The sequence below is a fragment of the Vibrio jasicida CAIM 1864 = LMG 25398 genome, from assembly GCF_000400365.1.
Lineage (GTDB): Bacteria > Pseudomonadota > Gammaproteobacteria > Enterobacterales > Vibrionaceae > Vibrio > Vibrio jasicida.
In genome coordinates this window covers 70,109-95,304 of sequence record NZ_BAOG01000009.1, presented here as the reverse complement: position 1 = coordinate 95,304, position 25,196 = coordinate 70,109, and the positions used below count along the sequence as shown (strand labels likewise).

Annotated in this window: 23 protein-coding genes; 14 read left to right on the top strand and 9 right to left on the bottom strand. The window is 45.7% G+C overall.

The genetic code is table 11. The features are described 5' to 3' along the window. The 7 genes from VJL_RS03105 to lipA all read left to right on the top strand — a co-directional run. Positions 1 to 441 (top strand): penicillin-binding transpeptidase domain-containing protein (locus tag VJL_RS03105; protein ID WP_038875611.1); only part of this gene is annotated, 441 nt, incomplete at its 5' end. Next, entirely contained in the window at positions 441 to 1,562 is a 1,122-nt protein-coding gene (gene rodA, locus VJL_RS03100; protein WP_038875610.1) for a rod shape-determining protein RodA, read from the top strand. The genes VJL_RS03105 and rodA, both read left to right, overlap by 1 nt. A gap of 3 nt (positions 1,563 to 1,565) precedes the next feature. Then, positions 1,566 to 2,369, top strand: coding sequence for a septal ring lytic transglycosylase RlpA family protein (locus tag VJL_RS03095; protein WP_038875609.1), 804 nt, complete (start codon positions 1,566 to 1,568; stop codon positions 2,367 to 2,369). Positions 2,370 to 2,461: 92 nt separating this feature from the next. Next, entirely contained in the window at positions 2,462 to 3,640 is a 1,179-nt protein-coding gene (locus VJL_RS03090) for a serine hydrolase (protein WP_038865383.1), read from the top strand. A gap of 161 nt (positions 3,641 to 3,801) precedes the next feature. Beyond that, a complete protein-coding gene (gene ybeD, locus VJL_RS03085; protein WP_038865384.1) occupies positions 3,802 to 4,080 on the top strand; it encodes a DUF493 family protein YbeD in 279 nt (92 codons plus the stop codon). A 176-nt stretch (positions 4,081 to 4,256) separates the two neighbouring features. Further along, positions 4,257 to 4,919 (top strand): lipoyl(octanoyl) transferase LipB, encoded by a 663-nt coding sequence (gene lipB, locus VJL_RS03080; RefSeq protein WP_038865385.1) that lies wholly within the window; start codon positions 4,257 to 4,259, stop codon positions 4,917 to 4,919. Beyond that, a complete protein-coding gene (gene lipA, locus VJL_RS03075) occupies positions 4,916 to 5,881 on the top strand; it encodes a lipoyl synthase (protein WP_038875607.1) in 966 nt (321 codons plus the stop codon). The genes lipB and lipA overlap by 4 nt, the downstream gene beginning before the upstream one ends. Before the next feature lie 305 nt (positions 5,882 to 6,186). On the opposite strand, the gene glyA is transcribed toward lipA, so the two are convergent. After that, positions 6,187 to 7,437 carry a serine hydroxymethyltransferase gene (glyA, locus tag VJL_RS03070; protein ID WP_005440106.1) on the bottom strand — a complete coding sequence of 417 codons (1,251 nt, stop codon included), beginning with the start codon at positions 7,435 to 7,437 and terminating at the stop codon, positions 6,187 to 6,189. 347 nt (positions 7,438 to 7,784) lie between these two features. Between glyA and VJL_RS03065 the strand changes: the two genes are divergently transcribed. From VJL_RS03065 to VJL_RS03055, 3 genes are all read left to right on the top strand, one after another. Then, complete coding sequence (locus VJL_RS03065; protein ID WP_038875605.1) at positions 7,785 to 8,387, top strand: YitT family protein; 603 nt, start codon at positions 7,785 to 7,787, stop codon at positions 8,385 to 8,387. Between the two features lie 90 nt (positions 8,388 to 8,477). Beyond that, positions 8,478 to 10,004 (top strand): winged helix-turn-helix domain-containing protein, encoded by a 1,527-nt coding sequence (locus VJL_RS03060; RefSeq protein WP_038875603.1) that lies wholly within the window; start codon positions 8,478 to 8,480, stop codon positions 10,002 to 10,004. 131 nt (positions 10,005 to 10,135) lie between these two features. Next, complete coding sequence (locus VJL_RS03055; protein ID WP_038875600.1) at positions 10,136 to 11,035, top strand: hypothetical protein; 900 nt, start codon at positions 10,136 to 10,138, stop codon at positions 11,033 to 11,035. 94 nt (positions 11,036 to 11,129) lie between these two features. On the opposite strand, the gene treC is transcribed toward VJL_RS03055, so the two are convergent. The 4 genes from treC to gmhB form a co-directional block, all read right to left on the bottom strand. Next, on the bottom strand, positions 11,130 to 12,815 hold the full coding sequence (treC, locus tag VJL_RS03050; protein ID WP_038875598.1) for an alpha,alpha-phosphotrehalase: 1,686 nt from the start codon (positions 12,813 to 12,815) through the stop codon (positions 11,130 to 11,132). A gap of 92 nt (positions 12,816 to 12,907) precedes the next feature. After that, entirely contained in the window at positions 12,908 to 14,332 is a 1,425-nt protein-coding gene (treB, locus tag VJL_RS03045) for a PTS trehalose transporter subunit IIBC (protein WP_038865395.1), read from the bottom strand. Positions 14,333 to 14,510: 178 nt separating this feature from the next. After that, positions 14,511 to 15,455: a trehalose operon repressor TreR gene (treR, locus tag VJL_RS03040; RefSeq protein WP_038865396.1), complete on the bottom strand. Its 945-nt coding sequence runs from the start codon at positions 15,453 to 15,455 to the stop codon at positions 14,511 to 14,513. Positions 15,456 to 15,529: 74 nt separating this feature from the next. Further along, positions 15,530 to 16,081: a D-glycero-beta-D-manno-heptose 1,7-bisphosphate 7-phosphatase gene (gmhB, locus tag VJL_RS03035; protein ID WP_038865397.1), complete on the bottom strand. Its 552-nt coding sequence runs from the start codon at positions 16,079 to 16,081 to the stop codon at positions 15,530 to 15,532. 343 nt (positions 16,082 to 16,424) lie between these two features. Here gmhB and metN point away from each other — a divergent pair, with 343 nt between their 5' ends. From metN to VJL_RS03020, 3 genes are read left to right on the top strand one after another with little or no spacing between them, the layout of a single operon-like run. Beyond that, positions 16,425 to 17,459, top strand: coding sequence for a methionine ABC transporter ATP-binding protein MetN (gene metN, locus VJL_RS03030; protein WP_038875594.1), 1,035 nt, complete (start codon positions 16,425 to 16,427; stop codon positions 17,457 to 17,459). Then, positions 17,449 to 18,126, top strand: coding sequence for a methionine ABC transporter permease (locus VJL_RS03025; RefSeq protein WP_038865400.1), 678 nt, complete (start codon positions 17,449 to 17,451; stop codon positions 18,124 to 18,126). The genes metN and VJL_RS03025 overlap by 11 nt, the downstream gene beginning before the upstream one ends. 32 nt (positions 18,127 to 18,158) lie before the next feature. Beyond that, positions 18,159 to 18,968 (top strand): MetQ/NlpA family lipoprotein, encoded by an 810-nt coding sequence (locus tag VJL_RS03020; RefSeq protein ID WP_038865401.1) that lies wholly within the window; start codon positions 18,159 to 18,161, stop codon positions 18,966 to 18,968. Between the two features lie 87 nt (positions 18,969 to 19,055). Here the strand turns inward: VJL_RS03020 and VJL_RS03015 are convergent, their stop codons facing one another. The 4 genes from VJL_RS03015 to syd form a co-directional block, all read right to left on the bottom strand. Then, complete coding sequence (locus tag VJL_RS03015) at positions 19,056 to 20,246, bottom strand: YibE/F family protein (RefSeq protein WP_038875591.1); 1,191 nt, start codon at positions 20,244 to 20,246, stop codon at positions 19,056 to 19,058. Positions 20,247 to 20,336: 90 nt separating this feature from the next. After that, on the bottom strand, positions 20,337 to 22,532 hold the full coding sequence (locus VJL_RS03010; protein WP_038875588.1) for a bifunctional metallophosphatase/5'-nucleotidase: 2,196 nt from the start codon (positions 22,530 to 22,532) through the stop codon (positions 20,337 to 20,339). A gap of 317 nt (positions 22,533 to 22,849) precedes the next feature. Continuing rightward, positions 22,850 to 23,626 (bottom strand): Zn-ribbon-containing protein, encoded by a 777-nt coding sequence (locus VJL_RS03005; protein ID WP_038865405.1) that lies wholly within the window; start codon positions 23,624 to 23,626, stop codon positions 22,850 to 22,852. A gap of 2 nt (positions 23,627 to 23,628) precedes the next feature. Continuing rightward, a complete protein-coding gene (gene syd / locus VJL_RS03000) occupies positions 23,629 to 24,174 on the bottom strand; it encodes a SecY-interacting protein (RefSeq protein WP_038875585.1) in 546 nt (181 codons plus the stop codon). 107 nt (positions 24,175 to 24,281) lie between these two features. Between syd and queF the strand changes: the two genes are divergently transcribed. After that, positions 24,282 to 25,127 (top strand): NADPH-dependent 7-cyano-7-deazaguanine reductase QueF, encoded by an 846-nt coding sequence (gene queF, locus VJL_RS02995; protein WP_038875582.1) that lies wholly within the window; start codon positions 24,282 to 24,284, stop codon positions 25,125 to 25,127. The last annotated feature ends 69 nt before the right edge of the window (positions 25,128 to 25,196 follow it).

Genomic DNA, 25,196 nt, shown 5'->3' with positions numbered 1-25,196 from the left:
GATTTTGAAGAGCAAAAGACCTTTGAATACGTCACCTACCCGCCAATTCAAAATGTGCCGGATAAATACTGGAACATGGCCAAAGAAGGCATGCGCTTGGTAAACCATGGTGCGAAAGGGACGGCTCGTCGCTCTTTCTACAATATGGATTACCAAACGGGTGGTAAATCAGGTACTGCTCAGGTCTTCGGTCTAGGTGAAGACGAAGAATACAACGCAGACGAAGTCGCAGAACATCTGCGCGACCACGCCCTGTTTACCGGTTTTGCGCCATTTGACGATCCTAAAGTTGTCGTTTCAATCGTGCTTGAAAACGCCGGTGGTGGTTCAAGTAATGGCGCACCAGTAGCAAGAAAGATCTTCGACCGAGTGATCGTTGGGCCAGAAAAAATCGAACCAGACGATGAGCAAGCCAAAGAGAAACAAGAGGTAACGCAGTGATGAAAATGGATCCCTCTACAGGTAAGAACCGAGCCCTGTTTGAACGCTTCCATATCGACTTGCCGCTTTTACTCGGCATCTTTGCACTAATGGCCTTTGGCTTGGTCATCATGTACAGCGCCAGTGGCCAGAGCTTGGCGATGATGGACCGCCAAGCCATGCGTATGGCCCTATCATTAGTCGTGATGATCGTCTTAGCACAGATCTCGCCCAGAACTTACGAAAGCCTCGCGCCTCTCATGTTTGTCGGTGGTGTCATACTGCTCTTTGGCGTGCTCTTCTTTGGTGAAGCTTCCAAAGGCGCACAGCGCTGGCTAAATCTTGGCTTTGTTCGATTCCAACCTTCTGAGCTTCTCAAGCTCGCCGTACCCTTGATGGTCGCGCGCTATATCGGTCGTCAACCACTTCCCCCGACGTTCAAAACCCTCATCGTTGCGTTGATCATGGTTTGCTTGCCAACCATTCTCATCGCAAAGCAACCTGACTTAGGGACCTCGATTCTGATCGCTGCATCAGGCATCTTTGTTATCTTCCTTGCGGGTATCAGTTGGAAAATCATTGCTGGTGCCTCACTGGCGCTTGGTGGTTTCATTCCCGTTTTGTGGTTCTTCTTGATGCGTGAGTATCAAAAAGTGCGCGTTCGTACTCTGTTCAACCCTGAATCAGACCCTCTCGGTGCCGGTTATCACATCATCCAAAGTAAAATTGCGATTGGTTCTGGTGGTATTTCCGGCAAAGGTTGGTTGCAAGGCACTCAATCACAGTTAGAATTTCTTCCTGAACGTCACACTGACTTTATCTTTGCAGTAATTGCTGAAGAATGGGGTATGATTGGCTTCCTTTGCCTGTTGACCATCTATCTCTTTATTATTGGACGAGGTCTCTACCTCGCAAGCCAAGCACAAACTGCGTTTGGCCGAATGATGGCAGGCAGTATTGTACTCAGCTTCTTCGTGTATATTTTTGTAAATATCGGCATGGTAAGTGGCATCCTACCCGTAGTAGGCGTACCTTTACCGTTGATCAGTTATGGTGGCACTTCCATGGTGACACTGATGGCTGGTTTTGGCATTTTGATGTCGATCCACACGCACCGAAAAGCATTCTCTAAGGCGACCTAGACCATGCAAAAACGCGCTTTATATTCCTTAGTTTTTTCTGCTGTTATTTTGGCGGGCTGTTCTTCTACCGACCAAAAAACACAAGAAGGCCGTTATGAACTTGAATCCGATGTAGCACCAGATAAACCTCTATCGGTCGAGCACATTGAGGATGCGCATCCTAAATATGAACCATACAGCTTAGGTGGTAACAGCGATTACAATCTACGAGGTTCCGACTACAAAATCGTTCGTGACGCAAAAGGTTTTACGGAAAAAGGCCGTGCCTCTTGGTACGGAAAAAAATTCCAAGGTCACCTTACGTCCAACGGTGAAATTTACGATATGTACTCAATGACAGCCGCACACAAAACGCTGCCATTACCGAGCTACGTTAAAGTCACCAATACCGACAATGGTAAATCAACCGTTGTACGTGTTAACGACCGTGGCCCATTTCATGACGGCCGTATTATTGATTTAAGCTACGCCGCCGCTCATAAGCTCGACGTCGTGAAAACTGGCACAGCGAACGTACAAATTGAAGTCATCACCATTGATAAGCCAACCGATGAAAAGTCTTTAGCTGCGCACCCAAAATACGTGATTCAAGTTGCTTCTTCAAAATATGAAGATCGAGCGCGAACTTTAGGCCAAGAGCTTGGTCAAAAGCTGGATACAGAAACTTTCTTGGAGAGCACGAAAGAAACTCACCGCTTGTTGCTAGGGCCATTTACTGACTATTCCCTGACGCAAGCAACACTGGATAAAGTAAAGTTGCTCGGCTATTCGTCCGCATTTATTAAAAAACACAAAACTGACAAATGACCTTGGTGTCATGAATTTCTATGCAGAGCCCTTCTTACATAAGCAGGGATTCTGTTAAGATGTCGACAGTTAACCAAAAAATTTGAATTACCATGAATAAAAATAAGTTTGTGAAATCTATTCTCGTTTCTTCGGTTGCGCTAACTGCAACCATCGCTCAATCTGCTTTTGCTTCACCAGTTGTTGTCCCAGACGCACCTCAAATCGCAGCGAAAGGCTACGTTTTGATGGATTACAACTCAGGTAAAGTTCTGGCTGAGAAAGAGATGAACACAAAGTTGTCTCCTGCTAGTCTGACAAAAATGATGACCAGCTACGTAATTGGCCAAGAGCTAGCGCGTGGTAATATTTCAGAAGACGATGATGTAACCATCAGTAAGAACGCATGGGCGAAAAACTTCCCTGATTCTTCAAAAATGTTCATTGAAGTTGGCACCACAGTTAAGGTGAAAGACCTAAACCGCGGTATCATCATTCAATCAGGTAACGACGCTTGTGTCGCAATGGCTGAACACATTGCAGGCTCTGAAGATGCATTCGTAGACCTAATGAACGCATGGGCAAACACAATTGGCATGAGCAACACGCATTTTGCTAACGTGCACGGCCTAGATAACCCAAATCTATACTCAACACCTTATGACATGGCACTGCTTGGTAAAGCATTGATCCGTGACGTTCCTGATGAGTACCGTATCTACTCAGATAAAAAATTCACTTACAACGGCATCACACAGTACAACCGTAACGGCCTATTGTGGGATAAGAGCATGAACGTTGATGGCATCAAGACTGGCCATACTAGCAACGCGGGCTACAGCCTAGTAAGTTCGGCAACTGAAGGTCAAATGCGCCTAGTTGCAGTGGTAATGGGTACCAAAGATGCAAACGCTCGTAAATCAGAAAGCAAAAAGCTACTGAGCTACGGCTTCCGCTTCTTCGAAACCGTTGCGCCACATAAAGCGGGTGAAACGTTTGTAGAAGAAAAAGTATGGATGGGTAACAAAGATACGGTTGCTCTGGGTCTTGACCAAGATACTTACGTAACGCTACCTCGTGGTGAAGCAAAGAATCTAAAGGCAAGCTTCGTACTTGAAAAAGAGCTAGAAGCCCCAATTAATAAAGGTGATGTAGTTGGTAAGCTATACTATCAAATTGATGGTGAAGATATTGCTGAGTACCCACTAATGGCATTAGAAACTGTAGACCAAGGCAGCCTATTTAGCCGTATGTGGGACTACATCGTATTGTTGTTTAAGAGCTTCTTCTAACAGTCGCTTCTGAACAACAAACAAGTCCGCAAAGCCGCCAACTAGGGCGGCTTTGTTATCTATACTCAAGCGACGTTAAGATGCTTGGGGATGATCTTGAGTTCACCCTAATTTGACTGTACTATTTCGCACCGCAACGAATACCAACTGGAGTTACCGATATGCTAACCATCAACTCTGATGCAAAATTGAAAGACCTGCTTGAGTTCCCTTGTTCATTTACTTACAAGGTAATGGGGCATGCAAAACCTGAACTTCCAGAACTCGTTCTTGAAGTAATCCAGCGTCATGCTCCAGGTGACTACAGCCCAGCAGTAAAACCAAGTGCTAAGGGCAACTACCACTCGGTGTCTATCAATATTACTGCTACCTCTATCGAGCAGGTTGAAACCCTTTACAAAGAACTGGGTGAAATCGACATCGTACGCATGGTTCTATAATTTTTTGATAAATTAAATTTTTTTTGAAAGCAGCTTCGGCTGCTTTCTTTTTATTTATCATGTAGATAATGAAAACCACTGACTCTTTCAGTTAAAAATCTGTTACTCAACTGTAGAGCATCAAACTCATCCGGTTTATAATCCAAAAACTTTATATATTAGTGACAGGAATCCCCATGCAACACCAACTTGTTGTAAGACGACTTGGACGCCAAGATTATGAGCCTGTATGGAAGGCGATGCATGAGTTCACTGATCAACGCACAGACGACACGCCTGATGAAGTTTGGTTGGTAGAACACAACCCAGTATTTACACAAGGTCAAGCGGGTAAAGCCGAACACCTCATTAACACTGGTAATATTCCTGTTGTACAAAGCGATCGCGGGGGTCAAGTGACCTACCATGGTCCTGGTCAGCTTGTCGCTTACTTTCTGATCAACCTGCGTCGTAAAAAATTAGGGGTGCGAGATCTCGTTACGCACATAGAGAACCTCGTGATCAACACCCTAAAGGCATACAATATCGAATCTGCTGCGCGACCAGATGCCCCAGGTGTTTATGTCGACAGTAAAAAAATATGTTCTCTCGGCCTTCGCATTCGCAAAGGATGCTCATTCCACGGCCTAGCGTTGAACGTCAATATGGACTTAGGTCCGTTTTTACGTATAAACCCTTGTGGCTATGAAGGAATGGAGATGGTTCAGGTTAGCCAAGTTGGCGGCCCTGAAGATATCGAAGTCGTGGAAAAACAACTAATACAAGAACTCGTTACTTTGCTTGATTACGAGCAAGTAGAATTCAGCACAGAAGCACCTTCTCAAGGTAACAAAGCATGAGCAAACCAATCCAGATGGAAAAAGGCGTCAAATACCGCGACGCTGACAAAATGGCATTGATTCCCGTAAAGAACATGCCTACAGAGCAGAAAGAAGTGCTACGTAAGCCTGATTGGATGAAGATCAAGCTACCAGCCGACAGCCAACGTATTCAAGACATCAAATCAGCGATGCGCAAGAACAACCTTCACTCAGTATGTGAAGAAGCCTCTTGCCCTAACCTAGCGGAATGTTTTAACCACGGTACGGCTACTTTCATGATCCTTGGCGCTATCTGTACTCGCCGTTGTCCATTCTGTGACGTTGCCCATGGCCGTCCGCTTGCAGTAGAAGCTGAAGAGCCGAAGAAACTGGCTAAAACCATCGCAGACATGAAGCTGAAATACGTCGTTATCACTTCAGTAGACCGCGATGATTTGCGTGATGGCGGTGCAGAGCACTTTGCAAACTGTAACCGTGAAATCCGCGAACTGAACCCACACATCAAGATTGAAACGCTTGTACCTGATTTCCGTGGCCGTATGGATGTAGCACTTGATCTGATGAAAGACAACCCACCAGATGTCTTCAACCACAACCTAGAAACGGCACCTCGTTTGTACCGTAAAGCTCGCCCAGGCGCGAACTACAAATGGTCACTACAATTGCTGCAAAAGTTCAAAGAGCAGCACCCAAATGTACCGACCAAATCAGGTGTTATGATGGGTCTTGGCGAAACGAAAGAAGAGATCGTCCAAGTACTAAAAGACCTACGTGCACACGGTGTAACAATGCTGACACTTGGTCAGTACCTAGCACCAAGCCGTCACCACCTGCCAGTAGAGCGTTACGTTCCACCATCAGAGTTTGACGAGCTAAAAGAGATCGCACTAGAACTTGGCTTCACGCACGCGGCGTGTGGTCCATTCGTTCGTTCTTCTTACCATGCCGATATGCAGGCTCAAGGTATCGAGATTAAATAAGCGCTCGCTTGTTTTGAAGAGAAAGGTTGGCTCAGTGCCAGCCTTTTTTGTATCTGTCGAACATAAAACACCATCATTTGGACAATAAGCTTATTTCTCAGAACCAAAAGCAGCGTCATTCCGAAGATCCTAGGCGATATCAGAAATCTGATTTCAGCGCACTCTAAGCTGATATTTCCATACGCTAGAAAAACAAAAAGGCCCTCAAATGAGGACCTTTCATCAATCAAATAATCAAACCGAATCGCAGAAATAGAACGAGTTCGCCTGAGTTATTTTCAAAGAAAGCGAATTTACACAGAGAACTATGCGTAAACTGGTAGACGCTTACAGATCTCTAGAACTTTCTGTTTCGTTGCTTCGATAACTTCCTCGTTGCCGATGTTATCTAGAACGTCACACATCCAGTTTGCTAGCTCTTTCGCGTCATCTTCAGTGAAGCCGCGACGAGTAATTGCTGGTGTACCTACACGGATACCAGACGTTACGAATGGGCTGCGTGGATCGTTTGGAACAGAGTTCTTGTTTACTGTGATGTTTGCTGCACCAAGTGCTGCATCTGCATCTTTACCAGTGATGTCTTTGTCGATTAGATCAACTAGGAATAGGTGGTTCTCAGTACCGTTAGAAACGATCTTGTAGCCACGCTCTTGGAATTGACCAACCATTGCTTTCGCGTTTTTCACAACGTTAGCTTGGTAAGCTTTGAATTCAGGCTCCATCGCTTCTTTGAACGCTACCGCTTTACCAGCGATAACGTGCATTAGAGGACCACCTTGACCGCCAGGGAATACTGCTGAGTTGAGCTTCTTGTACAGCTCTTCACCTTCGTTAGAAAGGATAAGACCGCCACGAGGACCTGCTAGCGTTTTGTGCGTAGTCGTTGTTACTACGTGAGCATGTGGAACTGGTGTTGGGTACTCGCCTGCTGCGATTAGACCAGCAACGTGTGCCATGTCTACGAATAGGTAAGCGTCAACTTTGTCCGCGATTTCACGCATGCGTTTCCAATCAACGATTTGTGAGTAAGCAGAGAAACCACCGATGATCATCTTAGGCTTGTGCTCAAGCGCTAGCTGTTCCATCTCGTCGTAGTTGATTTGACCTGCTTCGTCGATACCGTAAGGAATCACGTTGTAGTGCTTACCAGAAAAGTTTACTGGAGAACCGTGAGTTAGGTGGCCACCGTGCGCTAGGCTCATACCTAGAACTGTGTCGCCTGGGTTTAGAAGCGCCATGTAAACTGCGCTGTTTGCTTGAGAACCTGAGTGAGGCTGTACGTTCGCGTACTCACAACCGAACAGTTGGCATGCACGATCGATTGCCAGTGCTTCAGCTTTATCTACGTACTCACAACCGCCGTAGTAACGCTTGCCTGGGTAGCCTTCAGCGTATTTGTTCGTTAGCTGAGAACCTTGAGCTTCCATTACACGTGGACTTGTGTAGTTTTCAGAAGCGATTAGTTCAATGTGTTCTTCCTGGCGAAGTGTTTCTTCCTGGATAGCTGCGAACAGTTCCGCATCGTAATCTGCGATGTTCATATCACGCTTAAGCATCTGTATCTCCTGACTCAGATTGGTACTGAAAGTTGCAAAAAAACTGGATAACGACCTAACGCAAACGTTTTCGTCGACCTAATGGCGCGCATTCTACATAATTTGATCTAGGTCATAAAGAGAAATTTACAATTTTTCTCATGCAGTTTTTTCATGGTGACAAGCAAGAAATATCATGACGATGTTGCAATCGTTTAACCATGATCCGTTGACTGTCAATTTTGTGCTTTACACCCTGTAAAACGACAATTACATAGGTTTACCGCAAATTTTACCCTCTAGCTACCGAAAAGATCATCTTTTTACTACTATGCACGCCCGATTTATCACTAACGACTGCATAATAGATGGAAAAACACTCAAGAAAAGAAGACTGGATGGCAATTCTTACGGGGACCTTTTTGGTCGCTCAAGGCGTTTTCTTTCTCCAATCCGCGAGCCTCTTAACCGGAGGCACCACAGGATTAGCTCTGCTTATTAGCCAATTTACACCTTTTACGTTTGGTGTGCTGTACTTTTTAGCCAACTGTCCTTTTTACTTGCTAGCATGGAAACGCTTCGGCCGTCATTTTGCGATTAATAGTGCAATTTCTGGCGCTTTGGTTTCTATCTTTGCGGACAACCTGTATTTGCTGATTTCACTTGAATCGATTAACGAGGTTTATTGTGCGGTAGCCGGTGGCTTACTGATGGGTTTAGGTATGCTGATCTTATTCCGTCATCGTTCAAGCTTGGGTGGCTTCAACGTACTGTGCTTATTCATTCAAGACAAGTTTGGCATTTCTGTTGGCAAATCGCAGATGGCGATTGACGCTTGCATCTTATTTGCGTCTTTCTTCTTCGTCACGCCTTGGGTTATCGGCCTCTCGATTCTTGGTGCATTCGCACTGAACCTAGTGCTTGCGATGAACCACAAACCACATCGCTATTCTGTGAGCTACGGTTCATAACCTTTCTGTGATAATTGGAGCGCAATTTATAAGATTTTGCGCTCCAATGACTATATAATACTTCGCCATTTCCTAATCACTCATGATGGTATGCGCGACTTCCTACAACGAGCCAAACAAACCAACAGTCAGATTGTTATTGGCGAGCTGATCTACAACCCAGAGACTCAAACCCTTCACAAACAAGCGGTCGTTATCGATCTTGAGCCGCGTAGCATCGAGTTATTAGAACTGCTGCTCACCAGTGTTGGCCACCCGCTGTCTGCAGAAACCATCATAGAGACCATTTGGCAAAGTAAGTTCATTTCAAAGAACGTACTTACCAATCGAATCAGTACACTTCGGGCCTTGCTACAAGAGCACTTACCAGAGCATGATGCCGCCAAACTATTGGTGACCTACCCGCGTAAAGGTTACTTTTTCAACCCAGCCAACATTCAGTTAATACCACCAGCGAGAGCCGACAAACGTAAAGCGAAGGTGGCAAACCCACAAAAAACGACTTCGTCATTGAAATGGCCTATCGCCTACTGCCTTTGTGCTCTGCTAGCTGCCTCTTGCGTGATACTTTCCGTTATTGTCTGGCAACAGCAAGGAGTCTCCACTCAGCAAACTCGTAACCAACTGCTGATTCCAAAAGTGGAGCTACTGCTTAATCGTGTTGATGCCTTAGGTGCAGAGGCAAGGGAATACCGCACCATGGTGAAAGCGATATTATTGCAACAACAAGTTGAGTACCCATATACGGACATCGCTAACCAAGATGCACCGAGCTATTTCCTCGATCCAATCAACAAGACGCCTTATTTCCCTGGCGCTCGCAACATGCAAACCAGCGATTATCAACTTAATATTGAACTCAAAGATGGTCCGACCGAAGGTGTTTTAAAGGCAAAAATGAACTTGATTTACCCTGCTACGGGTAAACTGGCCTTTCGTAACCAATACATGCTTCGCACCGCACACTTACAGTCGGATTTGTTTAAGCTCCACACGGACATTGCCCAATACTTCAACTTACCAGAACCGTCCAAAAGCACTTGGCATCTGAGTGACGCCCACAAGAAAATGCTGCTTGGAAAAGCATTTTCAACGACTGATATCAAAAACATGGATGAGTTTGCCGCCATCACGATTGCTCGGCATTTAGCTTTATACGAACAAAATAAAGCCGAACTCGAAGGTTTTCTTTATCAAGTACAATCCGGGTTTGACGCCTTACCTGATGAGTTAAATTTATGGATGGGGATCCTCCACTACAAACTTGGTAATCTCGATAAGGCGAAAACTTTCTTGACGACACCGGCAGGAGATTCATTGATTCAAAATGCCCTGATTTACACTTTTGTCTCTCATATCGCCTACAAGCAGAATAAGCTTGACCAATTCCGCCTCAATTATATGGAGTCTTTGGTGGCTCTGCTGCGCGTAATGCCTTCTGAAGAATTGTTTAGTCGCTTGTCACAACCAGAATCCAAAGAAACCTGCTTACAGCCTTGGAAGAAGTTGCGTGTCAGTATTAAGGAAAAGGAAATAGTGATGCGTTGGAAGGCATTAATTGAAGAATACTGCACCAATATCGAGGCAGATATTAATCCAGATAAAACAAAGACCTAAATATAAAATTAAGCTTTCATTTAACTCTATTAGCTTTTATTTTTTGCCCTTTTTCTCACTCAAAACTTAGCATGGCGACATTCAAATAACGGCTCGATTTATCAGCCTTTACCAACTAGGAATGTAAACTCATGCTTAAAAAAATGACGCTTATCGCAGCAGCTACGATCGCACTTTACGGCTGTGGCGGCGGCTCTTCTTCCGGCTCATCAAGCGGCAATAAAGGCCCACAAAATAGCATCGATTACCCGATCCAAAACTCATCTTTTTCCCCAGTAGTAACAACAAAACTGAACTACGCCATTTCTGCAGACGGGCAACAAGTGGGCTCGGTGCTGATGAATTTTGATCCAATGAGCAGCCAAGAACTTCTTGACGCTTTAACTCTGATCCCACAATCAGCTCCAGTGCAACAAGTTATCCATGACTTAGTCAACAACGGTATCACTCAGTTTTACCTATCACAGCAAGTGGAAGAGAGCGGCGAAGAAGAGAAGTCGATTTACTTTGCCGGTACGGATGGCGCACTGCATGAAATCACGGACACCTATCTCGTTGATCATCGCTTTATCGTACCCATCATGAACAGCAGCCCAGTATTTCGCTTGGAAGGTTCGACAGTTAAGGAGAAAGATCCGAACATTGATATCAGCGTAAACACGGTCTCAGTCATTTTAGATCTAAATGGTGAACAAGTGGCAAACCTACTGAATGATTTTGATGATCACCAATGGGTAAAAACTTTGCCAAATGAGGCAAACTGTAAAGCGGGCTGGAGCCAACAAATCACCGAAACAGGCGCACGCAAAACTTTCAAAGTGTCTGGCAAATCAATTGAAGCCGCCTACCTAACCGAAACGAATACTTATAACCTAAGATGTGACGAGATGGACTCAATGGAGTTTGAAACATCCGCAGAGCGCTGGTTCAACCCTGCACTAGGGTTGATTGAACAAGTTGAACTGTTGAAAGCAGAACAGGCTCAAATCAGTGAAGAGAAAGCGACACTGAGCAAGATCGAGAAAGCATAAGCCGCTGTCTTATCTCATAGAAAAAAGGCTTTGGGGAGCACCCCAAAGCCTTTTGTTTAGGATCGAAATCCTTAGGGGTATTTTTTATTTGCCTCTAAGACTCAATCAGCAAGATGCGTGTTTCGTAAGGACGCAGAACTTGATGATTGGAAGTAATCGCGCTGGTCGCATTCTGATAGTTGGAAAGCAGATTCTTGGCTTTGCTCATATCAAAGCGCTCTGGTAACACACACTCCACTTCTTCGCCGTAGTAATTGTTAATACACAACAACGTTTGCTTGTCGTTCTGGCGAGCGTAAGCAAAAATACGTTTGTGCTCTGGCAGCAAGTCCTCGTAACGACCATCAGTGATTACTTGAACCTGTTTACGTAGTTCAATCAAGCGCTTGTAGAAGTAGAACACCGAGTTCAAATCGGCAATTGCGGCTTCCGCGTTGATCTCAGAATAGTTCTGAGCCACCTCTAGCCACGGCGTGCCTTCAGTAAAACCCGCATGTTTCGCGCTGTTCCATTGCATTGGGGTACGTGAATTATCACGCGACTTCTGCGCCAAAATCGCCATCATATCGTCGTGAGATACACCATCGCGATTAACCATGATGTCGTACATGTTCGTGCTTTCAACATCGCGATATTGGCTGATTTCGGTGTAGCCCGGGTTGGTCATGCCGATCTCTTCACCTTGATAAACATAAGGCGTGCCTTGCATCATGTGTACCGATGCCGCAAGCATTTTGGCAGATTCAACACGGTATTGTTCGTCGTTACCTAATCGGCTCACAACGCGTGGTTGGTCGTGGTTACACCAAAATAGCGCGCCCCACCCTTTGCCATTTAAGCCGGTTTGCCAGTGGTTGAAGATCTGTTTCAGTTGGATGAAATCAAACGGCGCTTTCGTCCATTTATCACCATTCGGGTAATCGACTTTCAGGTGGTGGAAATTGAACACCATCGACAACTCTTTGCCATCTTGCGCTGAATACTGCTGGCAATGCTCTAGCGTGGTGGAAGACATTTCACCTACCGTCACACTACCATATTTCTGGAATACGGCTTCACTGATCTCTTGAAGGTATTCGTGCACACGTGGACCATCCGTGTAGAAACGGCGACCATCACCAATATCGTCACTTGGGAAATCTTGCTGCTTGGAAATCAGGTTGATAACGTCAAGACGGAAACCATCGACACCTTTCTCTGCCCAGAAGCTGATGACTTCTTTCACTTCTTCACGCACTACCGGGTTTTCCCAGTTTAAGTCCGCTTGCTCTTTAGCAAAAAGGTGCAAATAGTACTGACCCGTTTTTTCATCCAGCGCCCAAGCGTTGCCACCAAACTTAGATTGCCAGTTGTTTGGCTCTGCGCCATCAACAGGATCTTTCCAGATGTAGTAATCACGGTAAGGGCTGTTTTTGTCACCCAGTGCCGATTGAAACCACTTGTGTTCTGTCGAAGTATGGTTGACCACGATATCCATGATGATTCGAATACCCAGTTGGTGAGCCTCAGCCAACAGGGTATCGAAATCTTGCATGGTGCCGAAATCTGGGTTGATCGCGTAGTAATCGGAAATGTCATAACCGTTGTCGATCATTGGTGATTGATAAACCGGCGTCAGCCAAATCGCATCCACACCAAGGTGTTTTAGATAATCCAGTTTAGAAATGATCCCTTTAATATCGCCCGTGCCTTTACTTCCACTGTCACAAAAGCTTTTTGGGTAAATTTGGTAGATGGTTGCGGTTTTCCACCAGCTCTCATCATGCTTGGTCATTGCCATTTCTAACGCTCACTTACCATTAAACGGAAACTTAAAAATCTTAAAAAATAGAGGAGATAAACGAGGCAGCCAAATCGCTGCCTCGGTTTGAATTACGCGTTAGCGGTTTCTAACTCGCCTTTCATCTGTGCGCGCTTATACAACACAAGCGTCAGCGCTACTGGGACCACAATCGCCACCAACATCGCCAGAGCAAAGACACCCCAGAACTGTGGTTGGATAGACAAGATGCCCGGTAAGCCGCCCACACCAATACCATTCGCCATCACACCTGCGCTGCCACAGATAGCAGCGGCAATCGCACTGCCGATCATCGCGCTCAGCATTGGGAACTTGTACTTTAAGTTGATACCGTACATTGCAGGTTCTGTTACACCAAGATAAGCAGAGATAGCCGCAGGCACTGAGATATCGCGCTCGCCGTGTTTTTTGCTGATGATAATGATGCCGACTACCGCTGAAGCTTGAGCAATGTTTGATAGTGCAATCAATGGCCAGATTGGCGTACCGCCTAGCTCTTGCATCAGTTGAAGGTCAACCGCATTGGTAGTGTGATGAATACCCGTAATCACCAAAGGTGCGTATAGGAAGCCAAAGATGGTTGAACCAATCATCGCGAAGTCACCCGTCATGGCTGCTTTTGCTGCGAAAGCAACGCCGTCACCCAACATACGACCAAATGGACCAATAATAGAATGCGCAAGAATCACAGATACGATAATAGAGACAAACGGCACCACAACGAGGTAAAGATATGAAGGAATGATTCGCTTTAAATTGGTTTCTATGAATGCCAAGGCGACACCCGCTAACATGGCCGGAATCACTTGCGCTTGATACCCCACTTTCTCGATGGCGAATAAGCCAAAGTCCCACACTTCTGGCACTTGCTTACCAATCAGATAGGCGTTCATTAACTGTGGCGAAACCAGTGTCACACCTAATGTAATCCCCAAAATCGGAGTACCGCCGAGTTTTTTGACTGTTGACCAACACACGCCAACCGGTAAGAAGAAGAAAATCGCCTCACCAATTAGCCATAAGAAAGAGTGTACCGTTGCCCAAAACTGGCTGATTTCCGTTAGCGTTTGACCATCAAACATCTTGATGTCGCCAATCACGTTACGGAAACCAAGAATCAGACCACCTGTGATGATCGCCGGTAACAATGGCACAAAGATTTCTGCAAGGTGAGAAATACCACGCTCAACAATGTTCATGTTTTGACGAGCTGCGTTTTTTGATTCGTCTTTGCTCGCTTCACTTTTACCCGTCAGCTCGATCAGTACTTTGTAAACCTCATCAACTTCAGTACCAATCACCACTTGGAACTGACCTGCGTTAGTAAAGCAGCCTTTTACCATAGGTAATGCGTCTAATTGTTCAATATCGGCTTTGTCAGTGTCATTCAACACGAAACGCAAGCGAGTTAAACAGTGGCTTACACTGGCAATATTGTCCGATCCCCCGACCAGTTCAATAAGACGCTGTACATCTTGACGCGCAATCTTACTCATAACTTTGTCCACCCTGTATTGGATACATTCAATTCATCATTTTATTTTTATAATGGGAACATTCCCATTCGATGTTTTTTATATTGCCACTCCGCATTCAAAAACAAAATGGGAACAGTCCCATTAATTGAGAACGATCACAGTATAATTTTAGAGCAAACCATCGAAAGGAGGATTATTAACGAACTGGTTGCTGGGTAAAGTGCACCACAGACTCATCACCATTTAATTGATTAATCAGCATGTTAGCGGCCTTTTCACCTGCGAGAGAGTAACCGGGGTCCACACTGAAAACATTTGGAAAAAGGAAGGAAAGTAGCTCATTGCCACCCACACCAGTAACCACGACATCTTCACGCCCTCTTTCTTGCAGGCGCTTAATCACCCCAAGAGCAATGGTATCACTGGCACAAACGATGGCTTGCGTGTCGGATTGAAGGACTTGATCCACCAGATGATAAGCACTTTCATGGCTAAGCTTGCCGGTTTGAAAACAAGGTTCGATGCGATTTTTCTCACACCAAGATTGGTAAGTCTTCAAGCGAGCAAGCCCCGTCGTACGGTCTTCTGGATCAACGCCGATATAAGCAATGCGAGAAAGAGATTGTTGCTCTAGGTGTGACAACGCCATCTCAATAACGCCTTGGTTATCGTAATTAATAGAAGAGACGAGCTTGGTATCCATCGCGATCACGACAATGCGATTGCCCCACTCCGCTAACGCTTGCTCATCGCACCCAGTAAAACCAAATACGATAACACCATCGACATTACGGCGTTTAAGTACGTTTAAATGTTCGTTGGTCTTTTCACGATCGAACTGACTTTCCATGATCACCACGTCATACCCTGCTGAATACAAAGCATTGAGCATAGTGCCGACGGCACGGTTTTCTGAAGGGGAATCCAAACGAGATATAATCACCCCGATCACTTTCTGGCTGCCCCCACGCATAGACTGTGCAGACTTAGAAGGTACATAACCAGATTCACGAATGATTCTTTCTACCTTCTCTCGCGTTTGCGGTTTCACCTTAGGATCATTGGTTAACACACGGCTTATTGTCGATTTACCAACACCTGCCAATTTCGCGATATCAAGAATAGTGAGTTTTTTGCTCATAAGTGATCAAACTAAAAGTTGGATTTAAATAAAAGGGAAGCAGCGGCTTCCCTTATCTCAATCAGTAATGAAGATTACTTGTTTAGGTATGCAGGAACGTCTGCAATGCTGTCGAGAACAACCGTAGCAATCGCTTCGCCTTGTTCGGTAACTGGTTTACCAGTGCGAACCAAAATCTTAGTACCAACACCAGCCGCTTCAGCCGCCATCAAGTCTTCGGCTTTATCACCAATCATCACTGACTTAGCCATGTCGATTTTCAAAAAATCACGAGCAGAGATGAACATGCCTGGTTTTGGCTTACGACAATCACAATCTTGTTTGTATTCGCCGATACCGTGTTCCGGATGGTGAGGGCAGTAATAGATGCCATCAAACTCAACACCGTTGTCGGAAAAGTTCCAGTCCATCCATTGAGTCAAAGAAATGAAACGATCTTCGCTGAATTTACCACGTGCAATGCCTGATTGATTGGTCACAAGCACCAACAGGTAGCCTTTATCTTTCAGCGCTTTCGTCGCTTCAAAGACACCGTCAATGTACTCAAAATCATGTTCGTCATGAACGTAGCCATGGTCAACGTTGATCACGCCGTCACGATCGATAAAAACAGCAGGTTTTGCCAAAACGTATTTCTCTATTTACTCGGTTTCATCAGATTATTACATACCTTATAAGCACTCACACTATCTAATTGGTATGAGGAAGTGACAAAACAGTTGATTTGTCACCCGAGAATCGGTAAATCTTGAATATCCCTCTTTTATATCCCGTTCCGCCGAACATCTTCTTGCTTTATTTCCGAACAAAACATCCATACTTTTAGACGTCTAGACGTAGAAATATCTATTGACTTACTACTGCTTAACCCATAGCATCAACTGAGAATTGAGATAGAGTTCAAAATTTACTCCTGTTAAAAGCCGTTTTTAACAGCGAAGTTCCCAGTATCTCTGTGCAGGTTGAAACATGATAGAAATTAAAAACGTCAATAAAGTGTTCTACCAAGGCAGTAAGGAAATTCTTGCCCTTAAGGACATTAACTTAAATATCGCGAAGGGCACCATCTTTGGTGTTATCGGCTCATCGGGCGCGGGTAAAAGTACTCTGATCCGTTGCGTGAATATGCTGGAAGCCCCAACATCAGGCTCCATCATTGTTGATGGCGTAGACCTGACCAAACTCAACAAGAAACAACTGGGAGAAACCCGCCGCAACATCGGGATGATCTTCCAACACTTTAACCTGCTATCGTCTCGCACCGTTTTTGATAATGTCGCACTCCCTCTTGAGCTAGCAGGCAAAGACAAATCGCAAATCACAACAAAAGTGACTGAGTTGCTTAAACTTGTTGGCCTTTCTGACAAGCACGAAAGCTACCCAGCAAACCTAAGTGGAGGTCAAAAGCAGCGTGTGGCGATTGCACGTGCTCTGTCTTCTGATCCAAATGTTTTGTTGTGTGACGAAGCGACCAGCGCACTCGACCCTGCAACGACGCAGTCAATCCTAGAACTTCTAAAAGAAATCAACCGCAAACTGGATATCACGATTCTGCTTATCACTCACGAAATGGAAGTGGTTAAGAGCATCTGTTACGAAGTGGCGATCATTGGTGATGGTGAACTTGTGGAAAAAGGCACCGTTGGTGAAATCTTCGCTCATCCGAAGACAGCACTGGCACACGAGTTCATTCGCTCTACTTTGGATCTTTCTATTCCAGAAGATTACCAAGCTCGCTTACAAACTACGCGCGTAGAAAACAGCTACCCGTTGGTTCGCCTAGAATTTACTGGTGCAACCGTGGATGCCCCTCTGATGACGCAAATCGCTCGTAAGTACAACATCGACGTGAGCATCCTAAGTTCCGATCTGGACTACGCTGGCGGCGTGAAGTTCGGCATGATGGTCGCAGAACTGTTTGGTAGCGAAGAAGATGATAACGCAGCAATTGAATTCCTGCGTGAGCACAACGTGAAAGTAGAGGTACTTGGCTATGTCCTTTAATACGATTTCTGAATGGCTGAGCTTAAACAGCAACCTACTTTTGGGCGCAACGTGGGAAACCTTTTACATGGTGGCAGTTGCTGGCATCGTTGGTTTCGCGGTTGGCATCCCTCTTGGTGTGATTCTGCATACCACTAAAAAAGGTGGCTTGCTTGAAAACACCAAGCTAAATGGCGTTCTTGGCGCGATAGTCAATATTGGCCGTTCAGTGCCTTTCCTAGTATTGATGGTTGCAATTATTCCAGTAACCAAGCTGCTTGTCGGTACGTTTATTGGTACAACGGCAGCGATTGTTCCACTCACGATTGGTGCAATCCCATTTGTGGCACGTCTGATCGAGGGTGCTTTACTGGAAGTACCGACAGGCCTAGTGGAAGCCGCTCAGTCTATGGGCGCAACCCCAACTCAAATCATCACAAAAGTTCTGCTTCCTGAAGCAATGCCGACTATTGTTAACTCAGTGACCATTACCCTAGTAACACTAGTAAGCTATTCAGCAATGGCGGGGACGGTAGGCGGCGGCGGTCTTGGTGACGTAGCCATCCGTTATGGCTTCCACCGTTATGATGTCGTTATCATGGCCGTGACTGTCGTGATGCTAATTGTACTAGTACAAATTATTCAGTCTATCGGTGATGCAATCGTACGCCGTGTAGACCACAGATAAGAATTGAAAATACCAATTATAAGGAGATAAAGATGAAATTTAGCCTTAAGAGTCTTTTGACTGTAGCCACTGCCGCTTCTGCACTTGTTCTAGCAGGTTGTGGTGATAAAGAAGTCGACGCAAACAAAGTAAAAGTTGGCGTAATGGCGGGTGCAGAGGCTCAAGTTGCTGAAGTAGCAGCAAAAGTTGCGAAAGAGAAATACAACTTGGATGTTGAGTTGGTGACGTTCACTGATTACGTTACACCAAACGCTGCGCTAGATGATGGCTCAATCGACGCAAACGCGTTCCAACACAAGCCATACCTAGACCAGCAAGTAACTGACCGTGGCTACAAGCTAGTAACGGCTGGCAACTCTTTCGTATACCCAATTGCGGGTTACTCTAAGCAAGTTAAATCGGTTGATGAGATCGAAGATGGCGCTCGTATCGCGGTACCAAACGATCCAACAAACCTTGGTCGTTCTCTTCTACTTCTTGAGCAACAAGGTTTGATCGAACTGCGTGATGGCGTTGGTCTACAAGCAACTGTACGTGACATCGTTGGTAACCCAAAAAACATCACTATCGTGGAGCTAGATGCAGCACAACTTCCACGTTCTCTTGATGACGTAGCGATTTCTATCATCAACACGACTTACGCAAGCTCAATCGACCTAACACCTGAGCGTGACGGTATCTTCGTAGAAGACAAAGAGTCTCCATACGTAAACCTAATCGTTGCTCGTGAAGACAATGTTCAAGCCGCTAACGTACAAAACTTCGTGAAAGCATACCAAACTGATGAAGTTTACGAAGCAGCGAAAGACATCTTCAAAGGTGGCGTAGTTAAAGGTTGGTAATCCCCTCTTTCTACAACACTTGAAACTTAAAAAGGGCGCTCATCGGAGCGCCCTTTTTGCATTTATTTTCATTGCGGTTTTATATCGTTAAAACAGCTGAATTTCGTCTTGCTCAACCTTCTTTTGCTCCTGTTCTGGCTGCGTATCCACTTGCGGATGTTTAAACACATAAGGCGCTAAAAATGCAGTAAAAGGGATAGTAAGCACAATGCCTACACTGCCCGCTAACGCATTCACCACCGCAAGTCCCACCAGCGGCATGTTCATAAACTGGCTCGCTGGCATGTTAAGCCCCCACACCATCATGATGGTCGTCAATGAGCCGCCAGCAAACGCCAAGATCAAGGTGTTAGTCATGGTGCCCATGATGTCTCGACCAATATTCATCGACGCTCTAACCAACTGCTTTGGTTTGAGTTTAGGGTCGGTTTGTTGCAGCTCCGCATACGCCGATGCAATCGAAATCGCAACGTCCATAACGGCGCCAAGCGCAGCAACGACAATCGTCACGAACATCAACCAGCGAATGCCCATTTTCACCGACGTTAGATAAATAACGTCTTCGCCTTTGTCGAGGTAAATGCCCGACAAGTGCGCCATTTCACCAAACCACTGCGCCATTACACCTGCGGCGATCACGCCCAATAACGTGCCGCCCATGGCACATAAACTCTTACGGTTATAGCCAGAAACGAGAATAAAGCTGACCACGATGATCACCACCATCAATAAGATACTGACCAACATCGGATTCCAACCCGCAAAAATACTCGGCACCAACACGCCAACGATCAAGGCAGCAGTGAAATAAAGAGCAACCATTGAGTTGATGCCCTCTTTCTTGCCAAAGCTCAGCAGCAGCGCGCAAAACAGCGCAAGCATCAGGTAAATCGCGTCTGATCGTTTGTGGTTATACGCCCAATAGACGGTGCCATTGGTGGTTTCACGGATCATCATGATGAAGGTATCGCCTTCACTGACATACACGTTGTGCTGGCGACTAAGAGGATTGGTGACTTCCACCTCTAAGCCTTCACTCTCTCCATCAAGGATTTTTGCCATGAAGACTTGCTTACCTGTCATCACATCCGGCACGAGCGGATCGGGCGCAACATGGTTTGAGATCGAACGCGTGACGGTCGCTTCAACAAACTCTTGTTGCTGACGAGATTTAGGACGGAAATCTTCACTCCACGAAGAAGAAAACTGGAAGATAAGCGTGGAGATAAGGGTAATCAGCAGGGTGAAACCCCATCGGTTATAGATTCTTTTGATCATGAAGCACTCTTCTACATCACTCACTCAAACCGGTTTTGTCTTAAGCGAGTAAAATTAGGCGCGGTAAAACTACCGCGCCCACATGCAGGATTAATGAGTTGGATTACAACCTGCTATTTTCTCATCAAGGGTCGCCGCGTCTTTGTTAGGGTTAACAAAGTAGCTAGACGAATCATTGATGTTCACAGACTTAACAATCGCTGGGTACTTTGGGTTTTCCAAGTCAATCGAGACACAGATTTCCATATTCTTCAATTGATCCCACAGCGCTTTGCCTTCGCCCTCACGCAGTGTCGTGATGTCACCACTTGGTAGGTATTGAGTGAATGACCAGTTACCCACGCTGCCACTGAAATCTGCCACGTTGATACCTTTGTTCTCTTCAACATACTCCGTCAGCATGTCGCGAATTGCGTACACTTGTTCATTCACTGAGTCATAGAACACATCGTCTTTGCTCGCCCAACCAAACTTCTGGATTTGCGAACCAAAGCGGTAGCTGTTCATCGCCACTTTGTAAGTCGCGTTTGGATCGAACTGCTCGCCACCAATGCTGGTGATATTCACGCGGCTACCTTCATTAGTCACCGTGTTGTTTTCATCCAACTCTAGCGACGGTTTGCTTAGATCTACAGTGAACTCGATGTCACCATCAAATTGGTCGTATAGGTAAGCTGGCGCGCCTTTCTTAAACGACACCGTAATGTCACCCGGTTGATACTGGTTGAAGTAAGAGTATGACCACTCAATGAAGCGTTTCAGGTTTGCACCTGTCATCTCAACGCCAAGCAAGGTGTTATCGTACTTGTACAAGTTGGTCGATTTGCCTTTGGTGTACACTTCGCCATCGATCAGGTTAGATTGATCTGAGAACAACGACGCAGCAGACACAACCGCACCATTACCTTCACCAACCGCATCTTCGATTTTCTGCATTTGGATTTGGTTAATCACGTCCATCAACGGTGTATCAACGACTTTCGCAAGGTGAATCGTCGAGTACAGACGCTCTGCGGTGTAGTTGTAATCCGTCGCTGTCGCTTCATCTGGGAAGCCAGTTGCGCTTGGTGTGAAGTCACCCGTTACACGACCAAGCTCACGAGTTGCGTCTTCAACCGAGATATCATGCACGTATTGGAATTTCGCTTGCAGCGCTTGCTCTTGTTCCACTTTCTTCGTACCGATGTTGGTCAATGTGGTGTCTTCCATTGTCCACTTATCATCAACTTTCTTCAGTTGAATCTCAGCTTTCGCAAGGTAAGCCCCCCACTTGCCCGGCTCAATGATTTTGACGCTTTGCACGCGGTTGTCTTGGTTGTATTCACCAGACTTGGTTTTGTCTTCAATCAACGTATTTTCACCGCCGATTTCTGATGTTGATTTACTGATTGGGGTAACCGTGCCATCAGCATTCACTTGCTCGATGTAGTTCGCGTGTTCGTGACCCGCTAAGATGACATCGAATTTATCCGCCATTGCTGACGCGATTTCGTAAACACCCACACCACCATCTTCTTGGCGACCAAGGTGAAGTGCACCAACAATCACGTCTGGATTGTATTTAGACACCAGTTGGTCAACCGCTTCTTTAGTGGCATCCAATTCGTTCTCAAACTTCAAACCTTTGAAGTGATCCGGCGCAGATGCTTCCCAGTTCGGGACGTTCGATGGCGTTAGACCAACGATCGCCACTTTCACGCCTTCCACTTCAAACATTTGGAACGCACGAATGTAGTTCACATCGTTGCTTTCCCATTTGATGTTTGAAGACAGTACCGCACCATTAAAATGATCGAGGTTGCGATCGACAAACGAACGCTCAAAGTTGAATTCATGGTTGCCAGGTACCCAAACATCAAAACCAAGAGAGTTCATACTCTCGACTACTGGGTGAGTTGGATCATCGTTGAATAGCTGCGCGGAGTTGCCCTGAACCGTATCACCGATATCAATCAGGATCATATTTGGGTGCGCCGCTTTTTGGTCAGCAAGCAGAGTCGCAATTCGCGTAATACCAGCGTCGTCATCTTCCGCATTCAATGCATAGTCAAAACCGAATAAACGACCATGTAGGTCAGATGTAGCCGCAATAGCGATGGTGACTTCATCAGCTTGTGTCGCTTCACCTTTCACAACCACATCAGGCGTGTTAGTCAGTGTTTTGCCTTCTGCGACTACAGGGCTGTAGTCCGATGGAACTTCTACGTATTTCGTATCGTCGTCATTACAGCCAGCCATCAGGCCGACAACAGCAATACAGACGAGGCTTCGTTTAAATAATGTCATCACAATTCCTTCCAGATTATTTTTTTATATATATTTTCGGAAGGGGCCCTCTTCCCAAAACCTTAAAAAGGATATGGATGTTATTTTAATTTTTTGAGAAGCAAACGTTTCAATGCTTATAAAGCATGCAACTGAGTTACATTTTTCTTTGAATATGAACAAAGATCACAATCAAGGGGATGAGAGGAATGGTCAGTGAAAATGCTTTTTGAATCAATATATTGATAAAATCAATAATAGATAATTTTACTGATCAGGTTTGATTCATTTATATCGATAGAAAAAAGCTGGCATAGACGCCAGCTTGAAAGAATAGACTACTTGATGTGGTCCCAAGAGATGTTGGAGACAATTCGGCAATCGTCACACTTAAAGTAGAAAATGTCGTGCAGCGGTTCGTCGAGTAACCAGTCACCACCACATTTTGGACACTTGCGCGCTTTTTCCGCTTCAAGTGACTCACCACCGACGCGGTATTGGTAGTAGTACGTTGGAATCTTGGTGATGTATTCAATACGGCCACGCAAATCCCAACCACGGCGGAACAACACACTGTCTGAGTCGCAAATTTCATGCAGCGCAGCGTGTTCAGCGCGGCAACCACCCGCCATTTGGATTTCATCACACGCTTGCCATTCGGTTTGCCATTTCACCACCGCTTTATGGTCACCATTCAGTGTTGCCCCATTACGGTAAAGTGGAATTGGCAACAGCGTCTCACCACTGCGCAGTGGAGAGCAGGTATGCACGTACGTGGTGTAAAGTACTTGCCAACTTGGAGTCTCTTCTTCAGCCGCTTCTTCTGAATTCAAATCACGACCCAACATGCGCATTTTCGGCGCAAGCAACGACGCTTCCGACAAACGATTCATGCACACTTTGACGAAATCAGAATGGTAGCGAGGATGCAAACTGTCTTGCTCTGGGCAAACGACGCGAACATAAAACTCGCCATCACCCATTACGATAGGAAATTCACGACCCAGAACTTGTCCGTTGTAACGCAGTGCGTCCATCAGACCATTAATCGCTTTATCTACGGCGCTTACGGTAGTGTTATCAAAACACTCAAACTGCAACTCAACAACGTACATGCTTACACCGCTGCCTCAAGTTTGCTTAGAAACTCGGTCAGTGTTTCAGCCAATACGTCACGTTTATCAGAACCCAAGCGCTCAAGAATCACATTACCCGTTAAGTTACAGATTGAAATCACATCCAGCTCGGCATCAGTCGCTGCAATAAATACCGTCGGCTTTAGTTTTAAACGACGCTGAGTCACCAGGTGACCAAGAATGTTCTCTTGCAGACGAGTAAAGTCATCGTCACTCCAAACTTGCAGCAGTGTCAGTTCATTGCCTTGCCAAGTCGCGTCCATATCTGCGCTGTATTGCGAACCATAGAAAAGCTTAATGTCTTCATGCAACGTCAATTCAATTGCATTCTCAACGTTGGTGAAGTCTGCCATCTCTTCACGTGGAGCCGATTTCCACAAAACGACCTCATCGCGTTTCTCTTCTACACATGGAGAAACAAGATCAGCAAGCTCTTCACTGCGTGGCAGTTCGTTGTGTTTGTCTTGCCAAGCTTGTTGGTAGCGCAGGCTAAAATCCTGTAGAGCCTGAGGAACGGTTTGGGTCATGAAGGTCTCCTGGTTTGTTTTTATCAGGTTGCGGTATCTGCCGGATGGCAATTAATCAGCGGATTCAGTAAAATTCTCGCCATTCTAATCGAAAACGACCACAAAGTATGAGCAAATATTCTGACGCTAAAGAGCTTGCTGGCCTGACTCTGGGTAAAAAGACCGAGTACGCAAACCAATACGACGCGAGCTTGCTGCAACCTGTTCCTCGCAGCTTAAACCGTGACGACCTTGAACTTGGCGACAGCCTACCGTTTATGGGCCACGACATTTGGACACTGTACGAGCTATCTTGGCTAAACAGCAAAGGCTTGCCTCAAGTTGCGGTTGGCGAAGTGTACATTCCAGCAACAAGCGCAAACTTGATTGAGTCAAAGTCGTTCAAACTGTACTTAAACAGCTACAACCAAACGCGTTTCGCTACTTGGGAAGAAGTGACTGAGCGTTTGACGCAAGACCTATCGGCATGCGCAGGTGAGCAAGTACTTGTGGAAGTAAACCCAGTAACTCATTACACCAACCAACCTATCGTGACAATGGAAGGCGAGTGTATTGACGCTCAAGACATCGAAATTACCAGCTACGATTTTGACGCTGCACTGCTTGAAGGTGCTGCTGGTGATGAGCAAGTAGAAGAAATTCTTCACAGCCATCTACTAAAATCTAACTGTTTGATCACCAACCAACCAGACTGGGGCAGCGTAGAAATTCGCTACCAAGGCGCCAAGCTTGATCGTGAAAAGTTGCTTCGTTACCTGGTTTCATTCCGTGAGCACAACGAGTTCCACGAGCAATGTGTTGAGCGCATTTTCACTGACTTGATGAAGTACTGCCAGCCAACAAAACTGACGGTATTTGCACGTTACACACGTCGTGGTGGTTTGGATATCAACCCTTACCGTTCAACGGAACAAGACAAGCCCGCGCACAATAACCGCATGGCGCGTCAGTAATCTGAGTAGAGAATCAAAAGTGCTTGAGTTCCACACTCAAAAACTAATTGCTTAAATACTCAAAAACGC

Bases quoted from the DNA above. Each gene is read 5' to 3' on its own strand.
- treC (WP_038875598.1), bottom strand. From the start codon at position 12,815: ATGGCAATGACCAAGCATGATGAGAGCTGGTGGAAAACCGCAACCATC.
- VJL_RS03015 (WP_038875591.1), bottom strand. From the start codon at position 20,246: ATGATCAAAAGAATCTATAACCGATGGGGTTTCACCCTGCTGATTACC.
- metN (WP_038875594.1), top strand. From the start codon at position 16,425: ATGATAGAAATTAAAAACGTCAATAAAGTGTTCTACCAAGGCAGTAAG.
- VJL_RS03090 (WP_038865383.1), top strand. From the start codon at position 2,462: ATGAATAAAAATAAGTTTGTGAAATCTATTCTCGTTTCTTCGGTTGCG.
- VJL_RS03065 (WP_038875605.1), top strand. From the start codon at position 7,785: ATGGAAAAACACTCAAGAAAAGAAGACTGGATGGCAATTCTTACGGGG.
- syd (WP_038875585.1), bottom strand. From the start codon at position 24,174: ATGACCCAAACCGTTCCTCAGGCTCTACAGGATTTTAGCCTGCGCTAC.
- lipA (WP_038875607.1), top strand. From the start codon at position 4,916: ATGAGCAAACCAATCCAGATGGAAAAAGGCGTCAAATACCGCGACGCT.
- treR (WP_038865396.1), bottom strand. From the start codon at position 15,455: ATGAGCAAAAAACTCACTATTCTTGATATCGCGAAATTGGCAGGTGTT.
- VJL_RS03005 (WP_038865405.1), bottom strand. From the start codon at position 23,626: ATGTACGTTGTTGAGTTGCAGTTTGAGTGTTTTGATAACACTACCGTA.
- lipB (WP_038865385.1), top strand. From the start codon at position 4,257: ATGCAACACCAACTTGTTGTAAGACGACTTGGACGCCAAGATTATGAG.
- VJL_RS03025 (WP_038865400.1), top strand. From the start codon at position 17,449: ATGTCCTTTAATACGATTTCTGAATGGCTGAGCTTAAACAGCAACCTA.
- VJL_RS03010 (WP_038875588.1), bottom strand. From the start codon at position 22,532: ATGACATTATTTAAACGAAGCCTCGTCTGTATTGCTGTTGTCGGCCTG.
- VJL_RS03055 (WP_038875600.1), top strand. From the start codon at position 10,136: ATGCTTAAAAAAATGACGCTTATCGCAGCAGCTACGATCGCACTTTAC.
- VJL_RS03020 (WP_038865401.1), top strand. From the start codon at position 18,159: ATGAAATTTAGCCTTAAGAGTCTTTTGACTGTAGCCACTGCCGCTTCT.
- glyA (WP_005440106.1), bottom strand. From the start codon at position 7,437: ATGCTTAAGCGTGATATGAACATCGCAGATTACGATGCGGAACTGTTC.
- VJL_RS03095 (WP_038875609.1), top strand. From the start codon at position 1,566: ATGCAAAAACGCGCTTTATATTCCTTAGTTTTTTCTGCTGTTATTTTG.
- rodA (WP_038875610.1), top strand. From the start codon at position 441: ATGAAAATGGATCCCTCTACAGGTAAGAACCGAGCCCTGTTTGAACGC.
- VJL_RS03060 (WP_038875603.1), top strand. From the start codon at position 8,478: ATGCGCGACTTCCTACAACGAGCCAAACAAACCAACAGTCAGATTGTT.
- queF (WP_038875582.1), top strand. From the start codon at position 24,282: ATGAGCAAATATTCTGACGCTAAAGAGCTTGCTGGCCTGACTCTGGGT.
- treB (WP_038865395.1), bottom strand. From the start codon at position 14,332: ATGAGTAAGATTGCGCGTCAAGATGTACAGCGTCTTATTGAACTGGTC.
- ybeD (WP_038865384.1), top strand. From the start codon at position 3,802: ATGCTAACCATCAACTCTGATGCAAAATTGAAAGACCTGCTTGAGTTC.